Origin of the sequence: Aliisedimentitalea scapharcae, assembly GCF_045277565.1 — a bacterium.
GTDB lineage: Bacteria > Pseudomonadota > Alphaproteobacteria > Rhodobacterales > Rhodobacteraceae > Aliisedimentitalea > Aliisedimentitalea scapharcae.
Genome location: NZ_CP123584.1, coordinates 295,312 through 311,491 on the forward strand (window position 1 = coordinate 295,312; position 16,180 = coordinate 311,491).

At 57.4% G+C, this 16,180-nt stretch carries 14 protein-coding genes; 10 read left to right on the forward strand and 4 right to left on the reverse strand.

Going from position 1 to position 16,180, the window contains the following annotated elements; translation table 11 throughout:
* Window positions 1-97: 97 nt before the first annotated feature.
* From QEZ52_RS01500 to QEZ52_RS01510, 3 genes are all read right to left on the reverse strand, one after another.
* A complete protein-coding gene (locus tag QEZ52_RS01500; RefSeq protein ID WP_406647353.1) occupies window positions 98-3,100 on the reverse strand; it encodes an aminotransferase class III-fold pyridoxal phosphate-dependent enzyme in 3,003 nt (1,000 codons plus the stop codon).
* Between the two features lie 67 nt (window positions 3,101-3,167).
* Entirely contained in the window at window positions 3,168-4,229 is a 1,062-nt protein-coding gene (hemH, locus tag QEZ52_RS01505) for a ferrochelatase (protein WP_406647355.1), read from the reverse strand.
* A 58-nt stretch (window positions 4,230-4,287) separates the two neighbouring features.
* Window positions 4,288-5,127: a class I SAM-dependent methyltransferase gene (locus QEZ52_RS01510; RefSeq protein WP_406647356.1), complete on the reverse strand. Its 840-nt coding sequence runs from the start codon at window positions 5,125-5,127 to the stop codon at window positions 4,288-4,290.
* A 17-nt stretch (window positions 5,128-5,144) separates the two neighbouring features.
* On the opposite strand from QEZ52_RS01510, the gene QEZ52_RS01515 reads away from it, so the two are divergent.
* The 4 genes from QEZ52_RS01515 to QEZ52_RS01530 all read left to right on the forward strand — a co-directional run bounded on the left by QEZ52_RS01515 (window position 5,145) and on the right by QEZ52_RS01530 (window position 7,551).
* The gene (locus tag QEZ52_RS01515) at window positions 5,145-5,873 is read left to right on the forward strand and encodes a ComF family protein (RefSeq protein WP_406650607.1); all 729 of its coding nucleotides are present in this window, start codon (window positions 5,145-5,147) and stop codon (window positions 5,871-5,873) included.
* A gap of 133 nt (window positions 5,874-6,006) precedes the next feature.
* The gene (gene grxC / locus QEZ52_RS01520) at window positions 6,007-6,264 is read left to right on the forward strand and encodes a glutaredoxin (protein ID WP_406647358.1); all 258 of its coding nucleotides are present in this window, start codon (window positions 6,007-6,009) and stop codon (window positions 6,262-6,264) included.
* 3 nt (window positions 6,265-6,267) lie between these two features.
* Entirely contained in the window at window positions 6,268-7,098 is an 831-nt protein-coding gene (locus QEZ52_RS01525; RefSeq protein WP_406647360.1) for a carbon-nitrogen hydrolase family protein, read from the forward strand.
* A gap of 12 nt (window positions 7,099-7,110) precedes the next feature.
* Window positions 7,111-7,551 (forward strand): MarR family winged helix-turn-helix transcriptional regulator, encoded by a 441-nt coding sequence (locus QEZ52_RS01530; protein WP_406647362.1) that lies wholly within the window; start codon window positions 7,111-7,113, stop codon window positions 7,549-7,551.
* A gap of 488 nt (window positions 7,552-8,039) precedes the next feature.
* Here QEZ52_RS01530 and ubiG read toward each other — a convergent pair whose 3' ends face one another.
* Window positions 8,040-8,786, reverse strand: a complete 747-nt coding sequence (gene ubiG / locus QEZ52_RS01535; RefSeq protein WP_406647364.1) for a bifunctional 2-polyprenyl-6-hydroxyphenol methylase/3-demethylubiquinol 3-O-methyltransferase UbiG — start codon at window positions 8,784-8,786, stop codon at window positions 8,040-8,042.
* A gap of 50 nt (window positions 8,787-8,836) precedes the next feature.
* On the opposite strand from ubiG, the gene pip reads away from it, so the two are divergent.
* From pip to infB, 6 genes are all read left to right on the forward strand, one after another.
* Window positions 8,837-9,814: a prolyl aminopeptidase gene (pip, locus tag QEZ52_RS01540; RefSeq protein WP_406647366.1), complete on the forward strand. Its 978-nt coding sequence runs from the start codon at window positions 8,837-8,839 to the stop codon at window positions 9,812-9,814.
* A complete protein-coding gene (locus QEZ52_RS01545) occupies window positions 9,811-10,653 on the forward strand; it encodes an ABC transporter substrate-binding protein (protein ID WP_406647367.1) in 843 nt (280 codons plus the stop codon). The genes pip and QEZ52_RS01545 overlap by 4 nt, the downstream gene beginning before the upstream one ends.
* A gap of 156 nt (window positions 10,654-10,809) precedes the next feature.
* On the forward strand, window positions 10,810-11,400 hold the full coding sequence (rimP, locus tag QEZ52_RS01550; protein WP_406647369.1) for a ribosome maturation factor RimP: 591 nt from the start codon (window positions 10,810-10,812) through the stop codon (window positions 11,398-11,400).
* Window positions 11,400-13,016: a transcription termination/antitermination protein NusA gene (nusA, locus tag QEZ52_RS01555; RefSeq protein ID WP_406647370.1), complete on the forward strand. Its 1,617-nt coding sequence runs from the start codon at window positions 11,400-11,402 to the stop codon at window positions 13,014-13,016. The genes rimP and nusA overlap by 1 nt, the downstream gene beginning before the upstream one ends.
* Window positions 13,017-13,040: 24 nt before the next feature.
* The gene (locus QEZ52_RS01560) at window positions 13,041-13,664 is read left to right on the forward strand and encodes an RNA-binding protein (RefSeq protein WP_406647372.1); all 624 of its coding nucleotides are present in this window, start codon (window positions 13,041-13,043) and stop codon (window positions 13,662-13,664) included.
* An 8-nt stretch (window positions 13,665-13,672) separates the two neighbouring features.
* Window positions 13,673-16,171 carry a translation initiation factor IF-2 gene (gene infB, locus QEZ52_RS01565; protein ID WP_406647374.1) on the forward strand — a complete coding sequence of 833 codons (2,499 nt, stop codon included), beginning with the start codon at window positions 13,673-13,675 and terminating at the stop codon, window positions 16,169-16,171.
* Window positions 16,172-16,180: the final 9 nt, after the last annotated feature.

The following is a 16,180-nucleotide window of genomic DNA, read 5'->3' on the forward strand; positions in this document are numbered from 1 at the left end:
CCAAAGAAAAGGCGATGGGTTTTCCCATCGCCTTTTTTATTGCCTGAGGCAATTGTTGTGATGGGTGCGTGCAAGCACACACCCTACAGTCCAAACCTCAGGTGACTTCGGAGAGTACCTGGTTCAATGCCCAAAGGATCATATCGACATCTTGGGTATCAATTGTCAGGGGTGGGCGAATTTTCAGGATATTATCCTTGGGTCCTTCGCTGCCGACTAGGATGCGGAAATCGCGCATTCGGTTTTTGACATAGGAACAGATCTGCGTGGCTTCGGTCCGATCCGGGTTGACTATCTCCACTCCGACAAACAACCCCATCCCCCGCACGTCGCCGATACATGCATGTGTTTGCTTCAAAGTTGCGAGTCCATCAATCAGCCTGGCACCCATGACGCGTGCATTGTCCTGAAGGTTTTCGTCATCGACAATATCCAGGACCTCTTTGCCAATGCGGCATGACAGGGTTGATCCCCCAAAGGTCGAGAAGAATTCGATCCCGTTGTCAAAACTTTCTGCTATGGCTTTGGTTGTGACCAGCACACCCAGTGGATGACCATTGCCGATCGGTTTACCCATGACAACAATATCAGGCAGGGCACCCTGATGTTCAAAACCAAAATAATAGTGCCCCAATCTGCCCAGTCCGGTCTGGACTTCGTCTGCTATGCAGACACCACCCTCTGCGCGGATTTTGTCGTAGACAGCAGCCAGATAGCCCGGAGGCGGAATGATCTGGCCGCCGACCGAAGGAAAAGTTTCGGCAATGAAGCCAGCCAGCCCGTGTCCTTTGGCCTGGAGACGTTCGATAGCCTGGTCCACAAGCTCGGCAAACTTGGTAGCCCGATCTGGGTCGTTGCGTTTGAATGACCCGCGATAGTCATCCGCTACTTCGACAAGTTCGACCCAATCCGCCTGACCGGTTCCACCGGGTTTGTTGAATTTGTAGGCCGAAATGTCGATCGTTCCGGTGGTGTTGCCGTGATAGCCGTGGTCGGGTGTGACCATCCCGCGCGCACCGGTATGTGCACGGGCCAGACGCAGGGCCAGTTCATTGGCTTCCGTTCCCGAGTTCACAAAGAAACAAACCTCGAAGTGGTCTGGCAATTTGGACAGTATCTTGTCGGCAAATGCCGTCTGGGCAGGGTGCAGATAGCGGGTGTTCGAGTTCATCCGTTTCAACTGGTCTGCGGCAACGGATTGGATCCGGGGGTGCGCGTGACCCACGTGGGGAACATTGTTGTAGGCGTCCAGATAAGGGCGGCCCCATTCATCGAACAAGTGATGCTTCCAACCGCGCACCAACATGACCGGGTCATTGTAGGTGAGGCTGAGGTTGCCACCAAAATGGTCGCGGCGGTCCTGTAGTACTCCCGCCTTGTCGGTCGGGTGATAACGCACCAGATCGTCAGCGAGGTTCAGCAGCGCCGCCGGATTGGGGCAGATTGCGCGCCACATATACATCTCGTCCGGGTCCCCGACACCGGGCCAATCCGCCTCGATCCCTTCGGTGGTCAGCGCAAGTTGGAAATGCACATGCGGGGCCCAGCCACCATTCTGCGTGGGGTCTCCCAGACGGCAGAACTGCTGGCCCTTTTCGATGACATCGCCGGGTTTCAGTTGGTCCAGAAATTCGGGGTTCAGGTGGCCATAGAGCGTATAGAACGGGTCTCCATCCGGTGTTTCATGCCGCAGGATGATCACCCCGCCATAGTCCAGATGACCGGCGCGATATTCGGCGACAAAAACTTCGCCACGCAGCGGCGCGAACATTGGCGTTTCGGCAGGGGCGAATGCATCGACCGCCAGATGCACGGTGCGCCGGTCGCTGGCCTTCCATGGCCCTTTGCGAAAGGCCGGTTCAGCATAGATCAGCCGAGGTTCGTGGTAATAGCCCAGCCAGATGCGGCCATTGTCTTCGAACTCCTCACCTACGCGGGCTGCTTCCTCCAGCAGCATGTGAAACGGGTTCTGCGGCCAGGTGGAGTGTTCCACCGACAGCGACCCCAGCGGCGCGTCGCCCAGATCCTCACCCATCAGCGGAGCGAAATTACCGCGCTCGTTGTTCACCCACGCCATTACCCGATCTGCGCCGTCCACCACAGGCAGCCCACAGGCCGCGCGCAGGCGGGCAGTGATCAGGGCGGGGTTGATGTCCTGAGCTTCGAGGAAACGCCAGGCAGGTGCCTGCGAGATCGTCACATAAGGATCGTCCGGGTTGTCCGCTGCCATCAGCGTTGAATTCACCACGCTGACAGCCAGGCGGGTCCGCAGCAAAGGCCAGACCAGGTCAATTTCATTCGGTGTTAGCGGGTTGGCCGAATGGTACCCGGCCACCAGCGCGGCCAACGCGGCTTCGAGTGCTGGGTGGTCCAGCACGATGTAGGCAGCAGCAATCGCAAGGTCGCAGATCCGGGGTGCGCGGCACATATCGCCTAGGTCGATAAGGCCCGAAATGGTGCGCGGTTCGTTCAGGGTCCCTGTGACGAGAATATTGTAATCATTGGCATCATTGTGGATCGCCTGTTTGGGAAGCCGGGCCAACGCAGATGTCAGGGCTGTGAAATCGGTATGGATTTGCTCTAGGATTGCATGGCGTTTGGGGTCGATCACCACATTCAGATCATCGCCAATCCACCCGGCGTTCATCAGATCCCATTTGAAATCTCGGTCCAGACCTTTGTGGTCGAAATCTTCCAACGCTTTGGCAGCCCCGCCCAAAGCGACGCCAACCCCATGGATCAGGTCAGGACGTTTGGGCTCGGTCTGGGCATAGCAGCGACCTGGTAGACGTTCGAGAACCCAAACCAGACGCTGTGCCCCCTGGTCGTCGGCAAGTGTCACGACCGAACTGTGATCAGAGGCGCGAATGACAGCAGGAAACGGAAGCTCTGGCGACACCGCCCGGATGTGGTCCAGCGCCTTGATCTGCATGTCGACCAACCAGGATTCACAATCGGGCCGCATGGCCTTGAGGATATACCCGGTCCCATCCGACGCAGTCGCCAGAAAGTTCAGGTCGTATTCACCGTCCAACCGTGTCAGATCGGCGCGAATTCCCCAATTATCCAACAGGGCACTGGCCCAATGTGTGTTGCTCATTCCTTGCTCCCCGGTCCAGTAGAATTCCAGATCCAATATTGGATCCTATTTGAACCGGGTCGGTCGTTTAGTCCAGCCACCCTTTGAGATTGTCCTGAATGATGGATGACAAAGCCGAAATATGGGCGTCCTGATCATTCAGGCAGGGGATATAGGTAAAGCGCTCGCCGCCCGCATGTTCAAAACTCTCGCGGATCTCTTCGTTGATCTCCTCGAGCGTTTCGATGCAATCGGCAGAAAAGGCCGGAGCGATAACCGCGATGTTCTTTTTGCCTTGCTTGGCCAACTCGGCAACATGATCGACGGTATAGGGCTTCAACCATTCTTCGGGGCCGAATTTGGACTGAAAGGTGCTGATGATATCCGTGTCGGTCCAGCCCAGGCGCTCTTTCAGCAGGCGCGTGGTTTTCTGGCATTGGCAGTGATACGGATCACCCTGTTGCAGATACCGTTCCGGCATTCCGTGGTAGGATACAACGAGGATATCAGGTTTGCTGTCCAGCGCGGCATAGGCCGTTTCGACTGATCCAGCCAGGGCGTCAATATAGGCTGGTTGGTCGAAATAGGCGGGTACTGTACGTGCAGAAGGCTGCCAGGTTTCCTCCATCAGGGCGCGAAAGAACTGGTCATTGGCGGTCGCGGATGTGGCACCGGCGTATTGTGGGTAAAGCGGAAAGAACAGAATTCGGGTACATCCGGCGGCGACCATTTCCTGCACCTTGGATTTGGTCGACGGGTTGCCGTACCGCATACAGAAATCGACCATGACCCGGTCGCCATATCGGTCGGCCATCGCGGTGGTGATCTTGGCTGTCTGATCCTTGGTGATGGTCATCAATGGGCTTTCGCCCTGGTCGTGGTTCCAGATGGATTTATACGCTGCGCCCGAACTGAAAGGCCGTTTCGTCAGGATGATTGCCTGCAACAGCGGTTGCCATTTCCATTTCGGGTAGTCGATCACCCGTTGATCCGACAGGAATTCATTCAGATACCGCCGCATTGGCCAGTATGTGTAGTCATCCGGCGTGCCCAGGTTGGCCAGCAGAACACCCACCTTTTCTGATGGAACCTTTGGATGGTTCGCCGGGGCGTGGGCGGGGCAGGTGGCTTGGGATTTGGCGTCCAGCATGGCGGGTCCTGTCAGTCTGAGGGCGTATGGGATCGAGATAAGCGGAAACCGAGCCGGGTCAATCAGGCAATTTTGTCTCAGGCACTTTCAGGGCATCGGCCAACCGGGATTTTGCCGATCCGGGACGCAGCGGTTTGGGTTGGCTGTCAGACGGGGACCATCCGGTCAGGCATATGACTTCGAACATCGCGGGAATGCGACCTTTGGCGGTGGCGAAATGTTCAAAATACAATCTGTTGGCCTCGTCAAACAGGGTACGGGTGGTGGGCTTGCGCAGCCGTGCCGACATGGCGTTGGTTTCGCCCATGTGGCGCAGGTCGTGCATCAGATGCCAAATGTCGCGGTATTCTGCGGTTAATGGTACCACGTCAGCCACAGGCAGATTCACCCCGGCGCGTTGCAGCAATCCACCCAGATCACGGATTTCCGCCATTGGCGCGACACGCGGTGAAAGCCCGCCAGACACGCGGGTCTCGGCTTCGGCCAGGACGGCGCGCAATTGGTGCAGGGTTTGCCCGCCCAAGGCTACAACCAGCAGCAGGCCGTCTTCTTTCAGCGCGCGACGGCATTGGATCAACTGGCCAACCGGGTCATTGGCCCAATGTAGCCCCATGGCGTGGATCACCAGATCGTATGAGCTTGGTTCCAGATCCAGCACGTCGTCATCCGGAACGATTGTGGCATTCGGAAAACCCGGGGCCCAGAAATCTGGGACTGGGGTCACAATCGCCGGGGTTGTAAAGATTCTGTTAACCATGGAGAGGCGATCCTGTACCTCGTCCAACGCTGTCTGATGCAGGAACAACGCGTCCGGGCGAATGCGGGCGCGGTGCGCGATCAGCGCAGTCCTGTCAAAAAGTGGGGCCTGATTCGGAGTCTGGTTCGGTGCTTGAGTCATGGGGGCTAACTAAAGAGATGTGGTCCGGTTTTCAAACAGCAGTTCGTCTCGTCTATCCGTCGCGATGCCTGGGGTGTGGTGATATGGTCGACAGCGACTTTGGCCTATGCGGGCCGTGCTGGCGGGATACGCCATTTGTGTCAGGCACGGTATGCGAAGCCTGCGGAACCCCGGTGATGGGTGCCCCGGACGGATTTCGGATCGAATGTGATGATTGTATGGAACGGCCGCGCCCGTGGAACATGGGGCGGTCGGCGCTGGTCTATGAAGGGCGGGCGCGCAAGTTGGTGTTGGCGTTGAAACATGGTGATCGGCCTGAAATCGCCCGTCCGGCGGCGCTGTGGATGGCCCGGGCGGCGAAACCCTTCCTGCGACCGAACCTTTTGATTGCGCCGGTGCCGTTGCATTGGACCAGGCTGGTCCAGCGTCGCTATAATCAGGCGGCGCTGTTGGCGCAGGCGTTGGCTGATGAAACCGGTTTGAGCTGGTGTCCGGATCTGTTGGTTCGAACTCGTCGTACCCCGATGCTGGACCACAAGGGCGTAGATCAGCGGTTCGCAACGCTAACCGATGCCATTACAGATCATCGCAAGCGACGACACAGGATGGCAGCCCGCGATATTGTGTTGGTGGATGATGTGATGACATCAGGCGCAACGCTGACCGCCTGCGCCAACGCCTGTTTGCAGGCAGGCGCACGTGAGGTGTTTGTCATCACTTTGGCGCGGGCCTGTCGGGACCGATAGATTGCTGAGTTCCAGGCCCAACCGACGCATATAACGGAAAGGAGACAATCACCTTGTCGTGAAATGGTGGTGACAGTTGCAATGACTCCCTAAATCGCTCAAAACATCATCAAACCCGAATAGGAGCCACCGCATGAAGCCGGTTGAAATCTATACATCGCCCCTGTGTGGCTTCTGCCATGCCGCCAAACGACTGTTGAATCAAAAGGGCGTAGAGTTCTCGGAAATCGACGTGCTGGTACATCCCAAGCGCAAAGCCGAGATGATCGACCGTGCCAATGGTGGGCGTACAGTACCGCAGATTTTCATCGGGGAAACCCATGTGGGCGGCTGTGACGACCTGTTTGCACTTGAAAATGCGGGCAAGCTTGACCCGCTGTTGGCGGCCTGATTGATGCGGACCGCGCTGCTTCAGCTGACCTCTTCGGATGACCCGGTCGAGAACCTGGCTACGGTCACTGACATGATCAACACGGCTGTTGCGGGCGGTGCCGAATTTGTGCTGACCCCGGAAGTCACCAATTGTCTGTCCACATCGCGACGCCATCAAAAGGCGGTGCTTTGTCACGAAGAGGACGACCCGACTCTGGCCGCATTGCGCCAGGAGGCGGCGCGCCACGGAATATGGCTGTTGTTGGGGTCGCTGGGGATCAAGACCCACGATGACGATGGGCGCTTTGCAAATCGACAGTTCCTGATAGCCCCCGACGGCGAAATCGCAGCACGATACGACAAGATCCACATGTTCGATGTTCAGGTGTCCCCCGAAGAGACATATCGAGAATCAGATGGCTATCGCCCGGGGACACATGCAGTGGTGGCTGAAACGCCTTTTGCCTGCATTGGCATGACCATTTGCTATGACGTGCGTTTCCCGCGTCTGCACCGGGCCCTGGCGCAGAGTGGCGCACAGATTCTGACTGCACCCGCAGCGTTTTCCTATGTTACGGGCGCGGCGCATTGGCATGCACTGTTGCGGGCGCGGGCAATTGAGACCGGGTGTTTCATCCTGGCCCCGGCTCAGACGGGGAAACACAAATCCAGCCGAGGCCAAAGCCGCCAAACCTATGGTCATAGCCTGGTTGTGGCACCCTGGGGCGATATTTTGTTGGACGCTGGTGAAGACCCGGGCGTGAGTTTCGTTGATCTGGACATGGGTTTGGTGGCACAAGCACGCAAACGCGTACCTTCACTGACCCACGATCGTGAATTTGACGGACCCTGAAACGGACCCGAAATGGATGACAACAACGCATTGGCTGTTTCGCTGTTCAGCGAAATTCTTATGGCGGACCAGCTTGCCCGGTCTCGCCTAACTCGTGCGTTGCCGCGCGGCATGGAACTGTCGCATTTTTCGGTGCTGAATCATTTGGTTCGGGTAGGGTTGGAACGGACGCCCGCGCAATTGGCCAAGACGTTCCACGTCACCCGTGGGGCAATGACCAATACGTTGGGCAAGCTCGAGATGGCCGGGTATATCCATATTCGCCCGGATTGGGACGATGCCCGACGCAAGATGGTTGCCATCAGCCCGGCAGGGCGAAACGCGCGGGATGCAGCTATCGCCGGAATCGCGCCAATCATTTCCGAAGTGGTTGCCGAATTGGGTCAGGAGCGGGTCAAGGCAACATTGCCCATCCTGCGCGAACTGCGGACCAAGTTGGAAAATGACGGTTAGGGCGTGATCGCCTGATCCAGGGTACTGTGATGGATGGTCATGCAGCCCAGGTGACAACCGAAATGAAAAACGGGACGTCTATCCCCAAACGTCCCGTTCTTCGCTCCAAAATGCCCCGTGAGTGTATTTTGGCTTTTGGATAAACCCAGCTCTTGAGGAACATGGGGTATTACTCACTCGGTGAAGACCTCTCGGTCTGCTTTTGTGGCGTTGGCCGTTCCGCCTGTCCACCTACTCAAACTAGCAACTACAGCAATCGGCTCAACTGTGCATTAGGATCTAATCCTATACGAAAGGATAGATAATGTGACGCCAACTGGCGTCACACTGTTTCGAGGATACTTGGAAGATCAAGAAAAAAGCGTTAATAAATAGTAATTTAAGCCGCAAAAAGAGGGTGACGCTAGTTAGGTTCACATGAATGACCTTACTTGGCGTCACCTTGTTGTCTGGAACGGGTTGGCTTTACGCACCCACGGCAAATCTCATCAAAGTGGTTTGGTGCTGGCAGTAACGTAATTGACGCTCAGGTCGCGATCGGAAATCGACCAGCTCCAGGCCAATGGGTTGAAAACGAACCCCTTGCGATCCACCGGCGTCAGCCCAGATGTGCTCAACAATTCGAACAGTTCATCGGGAGTGATGAATTTGGACCATTCATGGGTGCCACGGGGCAGCCAACGCATCACGACTTCGGCTCCGACGATCGCCACGGCAAAGCTTTTGGGATTGCGGTTGATGGTGGAACAGATCTGTAAGCCACCGGGTTTCAACAAACGCCGCGTCGCAGTCAGAAATTCCAGTGGATCGGCCACATGTTCGACAACTTCCATGTTCAGAACAACGTCGAATTGCTCGCCCGCGTCTGCCATGGCTTCGGCAGTTGTGTGGCGGTAATCAATCTCCAACCCGGATTGCTCAGCATGGACACGGGCCACAGGCAGGTTGCCCTCGGCCGCATCGGCACCGACAACAGTGGCACCCAGGCGGGCCATCGGTTCGGACAACAATCCACCGCCGCAACCGATGTCGAGCAATCGTAGGCCCTGAAATGGCTGGGGCGACTTGAGGTCGCGGTCAAATTCCCCTGCGATCTGAGTGGTGATATAGTCCAGACGACAAGGATTGAGCATGTGCAGCGGCTTGAATTTGCCCTCGGGATCCCACCATTCGGCGGCCATCGCCTCGAATTTGGCGATCTCGGATGGGTCAACGGTGGATTGAGGCGCTTGCATTCCTGTCTCCGTATGCTCTTTTACCAGTCAGTGATTAATATAGGCCTGTAATGGACAAATACCCGGATCAAAAGCGCGCAGTGCAATATTTGTACCCGCCGATCGAACCCTTTGATCAGCGTATGCTGGATGTAGGCCAGGGTCATCGAATCTATGTCGAGCAGAATGGGAACCCAAACGGGGTCCCTGTTGTTGTGTGTCATGGCGGACCGGGTGGTGGGTGTAGCCCAGCGATGCGGCGGTATTTTGACCCGGCGGTTTACCGGGTGATTCTGTTTGATCAAAGGGGCTGCGGTCGGTCGCGTCCCCATGCAGCCTGCGAGGACAATACCACCTGGCATCTGATCGCCGACATGGAAAAAATCCGGCAGGGTCTGGAAATCGACAGTTGGATGGTGTTTGGCGGCAGTTGGGGCGCAACCCTGTCGCTGCTCTATGCCCAGACGCACCCGGATCGGACCAACCATCTGATCCTGCGTGGTGTGTTTCTAATGACCAAAACAGAACTGGAGTGGTTCTATGGCGGAGGAGCTGGCAAATTCTGGCCCGAGCCATGGGCCCGTTTTGTATCGTTGATTCCCGAAAATGAACGCGACGATCTGATCGGGGCCTATCACAAACGGCTGTTCTCGGGCGACCGCGCCGAAGAAATCAGCCATGGTCGTGCCTGGTCCAACTGGGAAAACGCGTTGGCGTCGATTCATTCGAATGGGGTCGTGGGTGAAACGCCAGGAGAATATGCCCGCGCGTTCGCCCGGCTCGAAAATCACTACTTTCTGAACGATGGTTTTTTGGAATTCGACGGACAGATACTGGCCAACATGGCGCGAATCTCGCATATTCCCGGAGTTATTGTTCAGGGACGCTATGATATGATCTGCCCGCCCTCATCGGCCTGGAAGCTGAACGAGCTGTGGCCCGCCGCTGATCTGCGGATGGTGCGCAATGCAGGTCACGCCATGTCAGAGCCAGGAATAAGCGCCGAACTGGTACGGGCAATGGATCGGATTGCCGAGGAGATGCAATGACCCGGATCGACCGACGTGCGTTATTCACTTCTGGTGCGGCCGCGGCCTTGCTGGCGGCAACGGGCACGTCCGTAACAGCGGCGCCTCGCCGTGGTGGGGTGCTGCGTTTGGCAGTGCCGCGGGATGGCAAGATGCTCGAATCCGTGGCCCGCGGTGCGGTCTATGACACGTTGACCGAAATCGGCCCGGATGGCGTTCTAAAGGGTGAATTGGCGACCAGTTGGCGTAGCAGCCCGGATGCGCGGGTTTGGCATTTTCAGTTGCGCGACGAAGTACCGTTTCACGATGGCGCGGTGCTCAACGCCGAGGATGTGGCTGCGTCCTTGCGGGCGCATGATTTCCCCGATGGATGCCTAGGAATCAAGGTAATCGGCACGACACAATTGCAGTTGGAGCTGGTCAAACCGAATTCGGATCTGCCCTACCTGTTGGCTGACCCCAAATTGATCATCGCCCGTGCGGGCCAGATTGGGGCACCGTTGAATGCGGCCATCGGAACCGGGGTTTATCAGGTGTCTCAGGCGCAGGAGGGTCGTCATTTCAGCGCGATCCGCTTGGCGCAGCATTTCAAGGACGGGCAGGCCGGATGGGTCGACAGGGTCGAAGTCATAACCATCCCCGATGCGTCTGTGCGCGCCGAAGCGCTGCGCGATGGATATGTCGATATTGCCGCCCTTCCAGAACCCAAAGGCCTGTTGCACCGCGGTGAGTTCACCTATCACCCGTCGGCCCACGATATGGCGCTGGCGACGCACGCCGGTGTCGGTCTGCCGCGCCGCATCGGAGCCAGGGCTCCAATGGATGATGGCCGAATCGTCCAGCGGTGGTGGGTGGCATGAAAACGGATATTGAGTGAACGACAAAGTCAGGACTTGAAGTATCGGGAGTTGCGGCGTATATGCCTCTCTCAACAGCGGCGCGTCGGGCACCAACCCGGGGTTCCACCGGATAGTTTCACGGGCCGCGCGCCCGTTTTTTTGTGTTTGGACGACCTGATGACCAACGACCTGATCGCCAAGGCAGCCATTGATCGCCGCATGGCCGAAATCATCACTCCGGTGATCGAGGATCTCGGCTTTGAACTGGTGCGCGTTCGGCTGATGTCTGGCAAGACTTCGACGCTGCAAATCATGGCTGACAAAGCGGACGGTGGAATCGAGGTCGATGACTGCGCCGAGATTTCCAACGCCGTCAGCGCGGTTCTGGATGTCGAAGACCCGATTCTGGATGCCTATACACTCGAAGTGTCCAGCCCCGGGATTGACCGGCCTTTGACACGGCTCAAGGACTTTGAGGCATTCGAAGGTTATGAAGCGAAGCTGGAAACAGACGAGTTGATCGATGGGCGTCGCCGGTTCAAGGGAGAACTGGCCGGGATCGAAGGCGAAGACGTGCTGATCAATATCGAAGATCAGGGTGAGACCGTGACCATTGGTCTGCAATTTGATTGGCTGAGCGACGCCAAGCTGGTGCTGACCGACGACCTGATCAAGGAAATGCTACGCCAGCGCAAAGATGCTGGCGACCTGAACGAAGACCAATTCGACGAGATCGAGACCGAAGGGTCCGAAGAGGAGACGAAGTAATGGCAATCACCTCTGCAAACCAGCTCGAGCTGTTGCAAACCGCCGAGGCCGTGGCCCGCGAAAAGATGATCGACCCCGGTCTGGTCATCGAAGCGATGGAAGAGAGCCTGGCTCGCGCTGCCAAAAGCCGTTACGGCGCGGAGATGGACATCCGTGTGTCCATCGACCGCAAAACTGGTCGCGCCACCTTTACCCGTGTTCGCACAGTGGTCGAGGATGAGCTGCTGGAAAACTACCAGGCAGAATTCACCGTTGATCAGGCCAAACAGTACATGGCGGACCCTCAGCTCGGCGATACATTCGTCGAAGAAGTCCCGCCGGTCGAGATGGGCCGGATCGCCGCGCAATCGGCCAAGCAGGTGATCCTGCAAAAGGTCCGCGAAGCCGAGCGCGATCGTCAGTTCGAAGAATTCAAAGATCGTGCCGGGAGCATCATCAACGGTCTGGTCAAGCGGGAAGAGTACGGCAACGTCATCGTCGACGTGGGCGCTGGCGAAGCGATCCTGCGCCGCAACGAAAAGATTGGTCGCGAAAGCTATCGCCCGAATGACCGTATCCGTTGCTATATCAAGGACGTGCGTCGCGAAGTGCGTGGCCCGCAGATCTTCCTGAGCCGAACTGCACCAGAATTCATGGCCGAACTGTTCAAGATGGAAGTGCCGGAGATCTATGACGGTATCATCGAGATCAAGGCCGTTGCCCGTGATCCGGGTTCGCGGGCCAAGATTGCCGTGATTTCCTATGATGGGTCGATTGACCCCGTAGGGGCCTGTGTGGGTATGCGCGGCAGCCGCGTGCAGGCCGTTGTCAATGAATTGCAGGGTGAAAAGATCGACATCATCCCGTGGAACGAAGATCAGCCAACCTTCCTGGTAAACGCTTTGCAGCCTGCAGAAGTGTCCAAGGTTGTCCTGGATGAAGAAGCCGGCAAAATCGAAGTTGTCGTGCCCGAAGAACAGCTGAGCCTCGCAATTGGCCGCCGCGGTCAGAATGTGCGCCTGGCCAGCCAGCTGACCAACCTCGACATCGATATCATGACCGAGGAAGAGGAATCGGCGCGTCGCCAGAAGGAATTCGAAGCGCGCACCGGTCTGTTCATGGAAACACTGGATCTGGACGAATTCTTTGCCCAGCTGTTGGTGTCCGAAGGCTTTACCAACCTCGAAGAGGTCGCGTATGTCGAGCTGGATGAACTTCTGGTCATCGATGGTGTGGATGATGGCACCGCCGAGGAACTGCAGGCTCGTGCCCGCGATTATCTCGAAGCACAGGCCAAGGCGGCCCTGGATGCAGCCCGTGCGCTGGGTGCCGAAGAGAGCCTCATTGAATTCAACGGTCTGACGCCCCAAATGGTCGAGGCTCTGGCCAAGGATGACGTCAAAACCCTGGAAGATTTCGCCACTTGTGCGGATTGGGAACTGGCTGGTGGCTGGACCACAGCCGATGGTGAGCGGGTCAAGGACGACGGTATTCTGGAACCCTTTGGCATGACGCTGGAAGAAGCCCAGGACATGGTCATGACTGCGCGTATCCTTCTGGGTTGGGTTGATCCTGCGGATTTGGAAACAGAAGAAGAAGCCCCTGAAGGTGAAAGCCAGCAGGAGGACGAGGCCTGATTTCAGGTCTCGTTGGAGGTGTAAATGGGACGCGGTGGTGTCACAAAAGACCATTCGGACGGTCCGGACCGGAAATGCATTGCCACTGGTGATGCTCAGCCCAAACACGGGTTGGTCCGCTTCGTCATGGGTCCCGATGAACAGGTGGTTCCTGATGTCATGGGCAAGTTGCCTGGGCGCGGGGTCTATGTAACGGCGGATCGCGAGTCGTTGGACAAAGCGGTGGAGAAGAAACTCTTTGCCCGCGGCTTCAAGGCTCAGGTCACCGTTCCAGACGGGTTGGTGGACGAAGTCGAACGACAGATCGTCCGCCGGATCGTCGAACTGCTGAGTTTGGCCCGTAAGTCGGGCCATGCGGTTGCAGGTTACGAAAAGGTCAAGGACTGGCTCTCCAAAGAGGAAGCCGAAGTTCTGATCCAGGCCTCGGATGGGTCTGGGCGCGGCAAATCGAAACTGAGCACACCGCATTACGGAAAATATATCGGAAGCCTCACGGCAGACGAACTAGGCATGGCTTTTGGTCGCGAAACTGTGATACATGCGGCGCTCGCCTCTGGTGGACTCGGCAAACGTGTTGTAGAGGAAGCGCAACGACTGAACGGTATGCGTAATGTTGTCGGTGGCAAGGGCCGCCGAACGGAAGGATAAAGAGCTTTATGAGCGATAGTGACGGCAAAAAGACTTTGGGTCTGCGTAGTGGGGCCCGTCCGGGCAATGTGAAACAAAGTTTCAGCCACGGACGGACCAAAAATGTCGTGGTGGAAACAAAACGCAAGCGCGTTGTGGTTCCCAAGCCGGGCGCTGGCAAAGCGGGTGGTGGTGCTACACCATCCGGTGATCCATCGCGCCGTCCTGCCGGGATCTCTGATGCAGAAATGGCGCGTCGTCTGAAGGCCCTTCAGGCGGCCAAGGCGCGCGAAGCGGAAGAGACAGCCAAGCGTGCTGCCGAAGAAAAGGCCCGCGAGGAAGACCGCGCACGCCGCCGGGCCGAGATGGAAGCCAAGGAACGCGAACAGCGTGAAGCTGAAGAGCGTGCCCGCCAGAAGGCGGAAGACGAAGAGCGGAAGAAGCGTGAAGCTGAAGATGCTGCCAAACAGGCGGCTGCCGAAGCCGCTTCTGTCGCGGACAAGAAAAAAGTCGAGCCTGCCGCCCAGCAGCCGCGGACCTTTAAGACCCCGACTGGTGCCGATGCAACGCCCCGCAAAACCGACCGCGACCAGCGTCAGCCGGCCCGCAACAAGGGCCGTGATGATAGCCGCCGTTCTGGCAAGCTGACGCTGAGCCAGGCCACAGGTGGTGCAGGCGGACGTCATCGTTCTGTCGCCGCGATGAAGCGCAAGCAGGAACGTGCCCGTCAAAAAGCCATGGGTGGCGCAGTCGAGCGTGAAAAGGTAATCCGCGACGTTCAGTTGCCGGAATCCATTGTAGTTTCGGAACTGGCGAACCGTATGGCCGAACGTGTGGCTGACGTTGTCAAAGAGCTCATGAAAATGGGCATGATGGTAACGCAGAACCAGCCGCTGGATGCCGATACCGCAGAACTGATCATTCAGGAATTCGGTCACAATGTTGTGCGCGTTTCTGATGCAGACGTCGAAGATGTTATTGCTGATATCGATGATGACGAAGGCACATTGCAGTCGCGTCCGCCGGTCATCACCATCATGGGCCACGTTGACCACGGTAAAACCTCGTTGCTGGATGCGATTCGCGACGCCAAGGTTGTGTCTGGTGAAGCAGGTGGGATCACACAGCACATCGGTGCGTATCAGGTGAAAACCGAGAGCGGCACCGTTCTCAGCTTCCTCGATACACCTGGCCACGCTGCGTTTACTTCGATGCGGTCGCGTGGTGCTCAGGTCACCGATATCGTGGTTCTGGTTGTGGCCGCCGATGATTCGGTCATGCCGCAGACAATTGAGGCGATCAACCACGCCAAAGCGGCCAAGGTTCCGATGATTGTTGCGATCAACAAGATCGATAAACCGGCCGCCGACCCGAACAAGGTGCGCGCCGAACTGCTGCAACACGAGGTGGTCGTAGAGCAGATGTCCGGTGAAGTGCAGGACGTCGAAGTGTCCGCTGTCACCGGTCAGGGTCTGGACGAATTGCTCGAAGCAATTGCGCTGCAATCAGAGATCCTGGAACTGAAGGCCAATCCTGATCGTGCTGCCCAAGGTGCAGTGATCGAGGCTCAGCTGGACGTGGGACGTGGCCCGGTTGCTACGGTTTTGATCCAAAAAGGTACTTTGCGTCAGGGCGATATCTTTGTTGTGGGTGAGCAATACGGTAAGGTCCGTGCGCTGATCAACGACAAGGGTGAGCGCGTCACCGAAGCGGGCCCGTCGGTTCCCGTCGAGGTTCTGGGCCTGAACGGCACTCCCGAAGCGGGTGACGTGCTGAACGTGACCGAGACCGAAGCCCAAGCGCGTGAAATCGCCAATTATCGCGAACAGGCGGCCAAGGACAAACGTGCCGCTGCGGGGGCTGCGACCACGCTGGAACAGCTGATGCAGAAGGCCAAGGACGACGAAACCGTCTCTGAGCTGCCAATTCTGGTCAAAGCTGACGTGCAAGGGTCTGCTGAAGCCATCGTTCAGGCGATGGAGAAGATCGGCAACGACGAAGTGCGCGTACGGGTTCTGCATTCGGGTGTTGGTGCGATCACCGAAACCGATGTGGGGCTGGCCGAAGCGTCCGGCGCTCCGATCATGGGCTTCAACGTACGTGCCAATGCCTCGGCCCGGAATACAGCCAACCAAAAGAGCGTCGAGATCCGGTATTATTCGGTGATCTACGATCTGGTCGATGACGTAAAAGCAGCCGCATCTGGCTTGTTGAGCGCAGAGATCAAGGAAAACTTTATCGGGTACGCCACGATCAAGGATGTGTTCAAGGTCTCCAACGTTGGCAAGGTCGCCGGGTGTCTGGTTACCGAAGGTGTCGCACGCCGCTCTGCGGGCGTGCGTCTGCTGCGCGACAACGTGGTCATCCACGAAGGCACGCTGAAGACCCTGAAGCGCTTCAAGGACGAAGTGAACGAGGTCCAGTCGGGTCAGGAATGTGGTATGGCATTCGAGAACTATGATGATATTCGCGCAGGCGATGTCATCGAGATCTTTGAACGCGAAGAGGTTACCCGGACACTGACGTGATCCAACCGA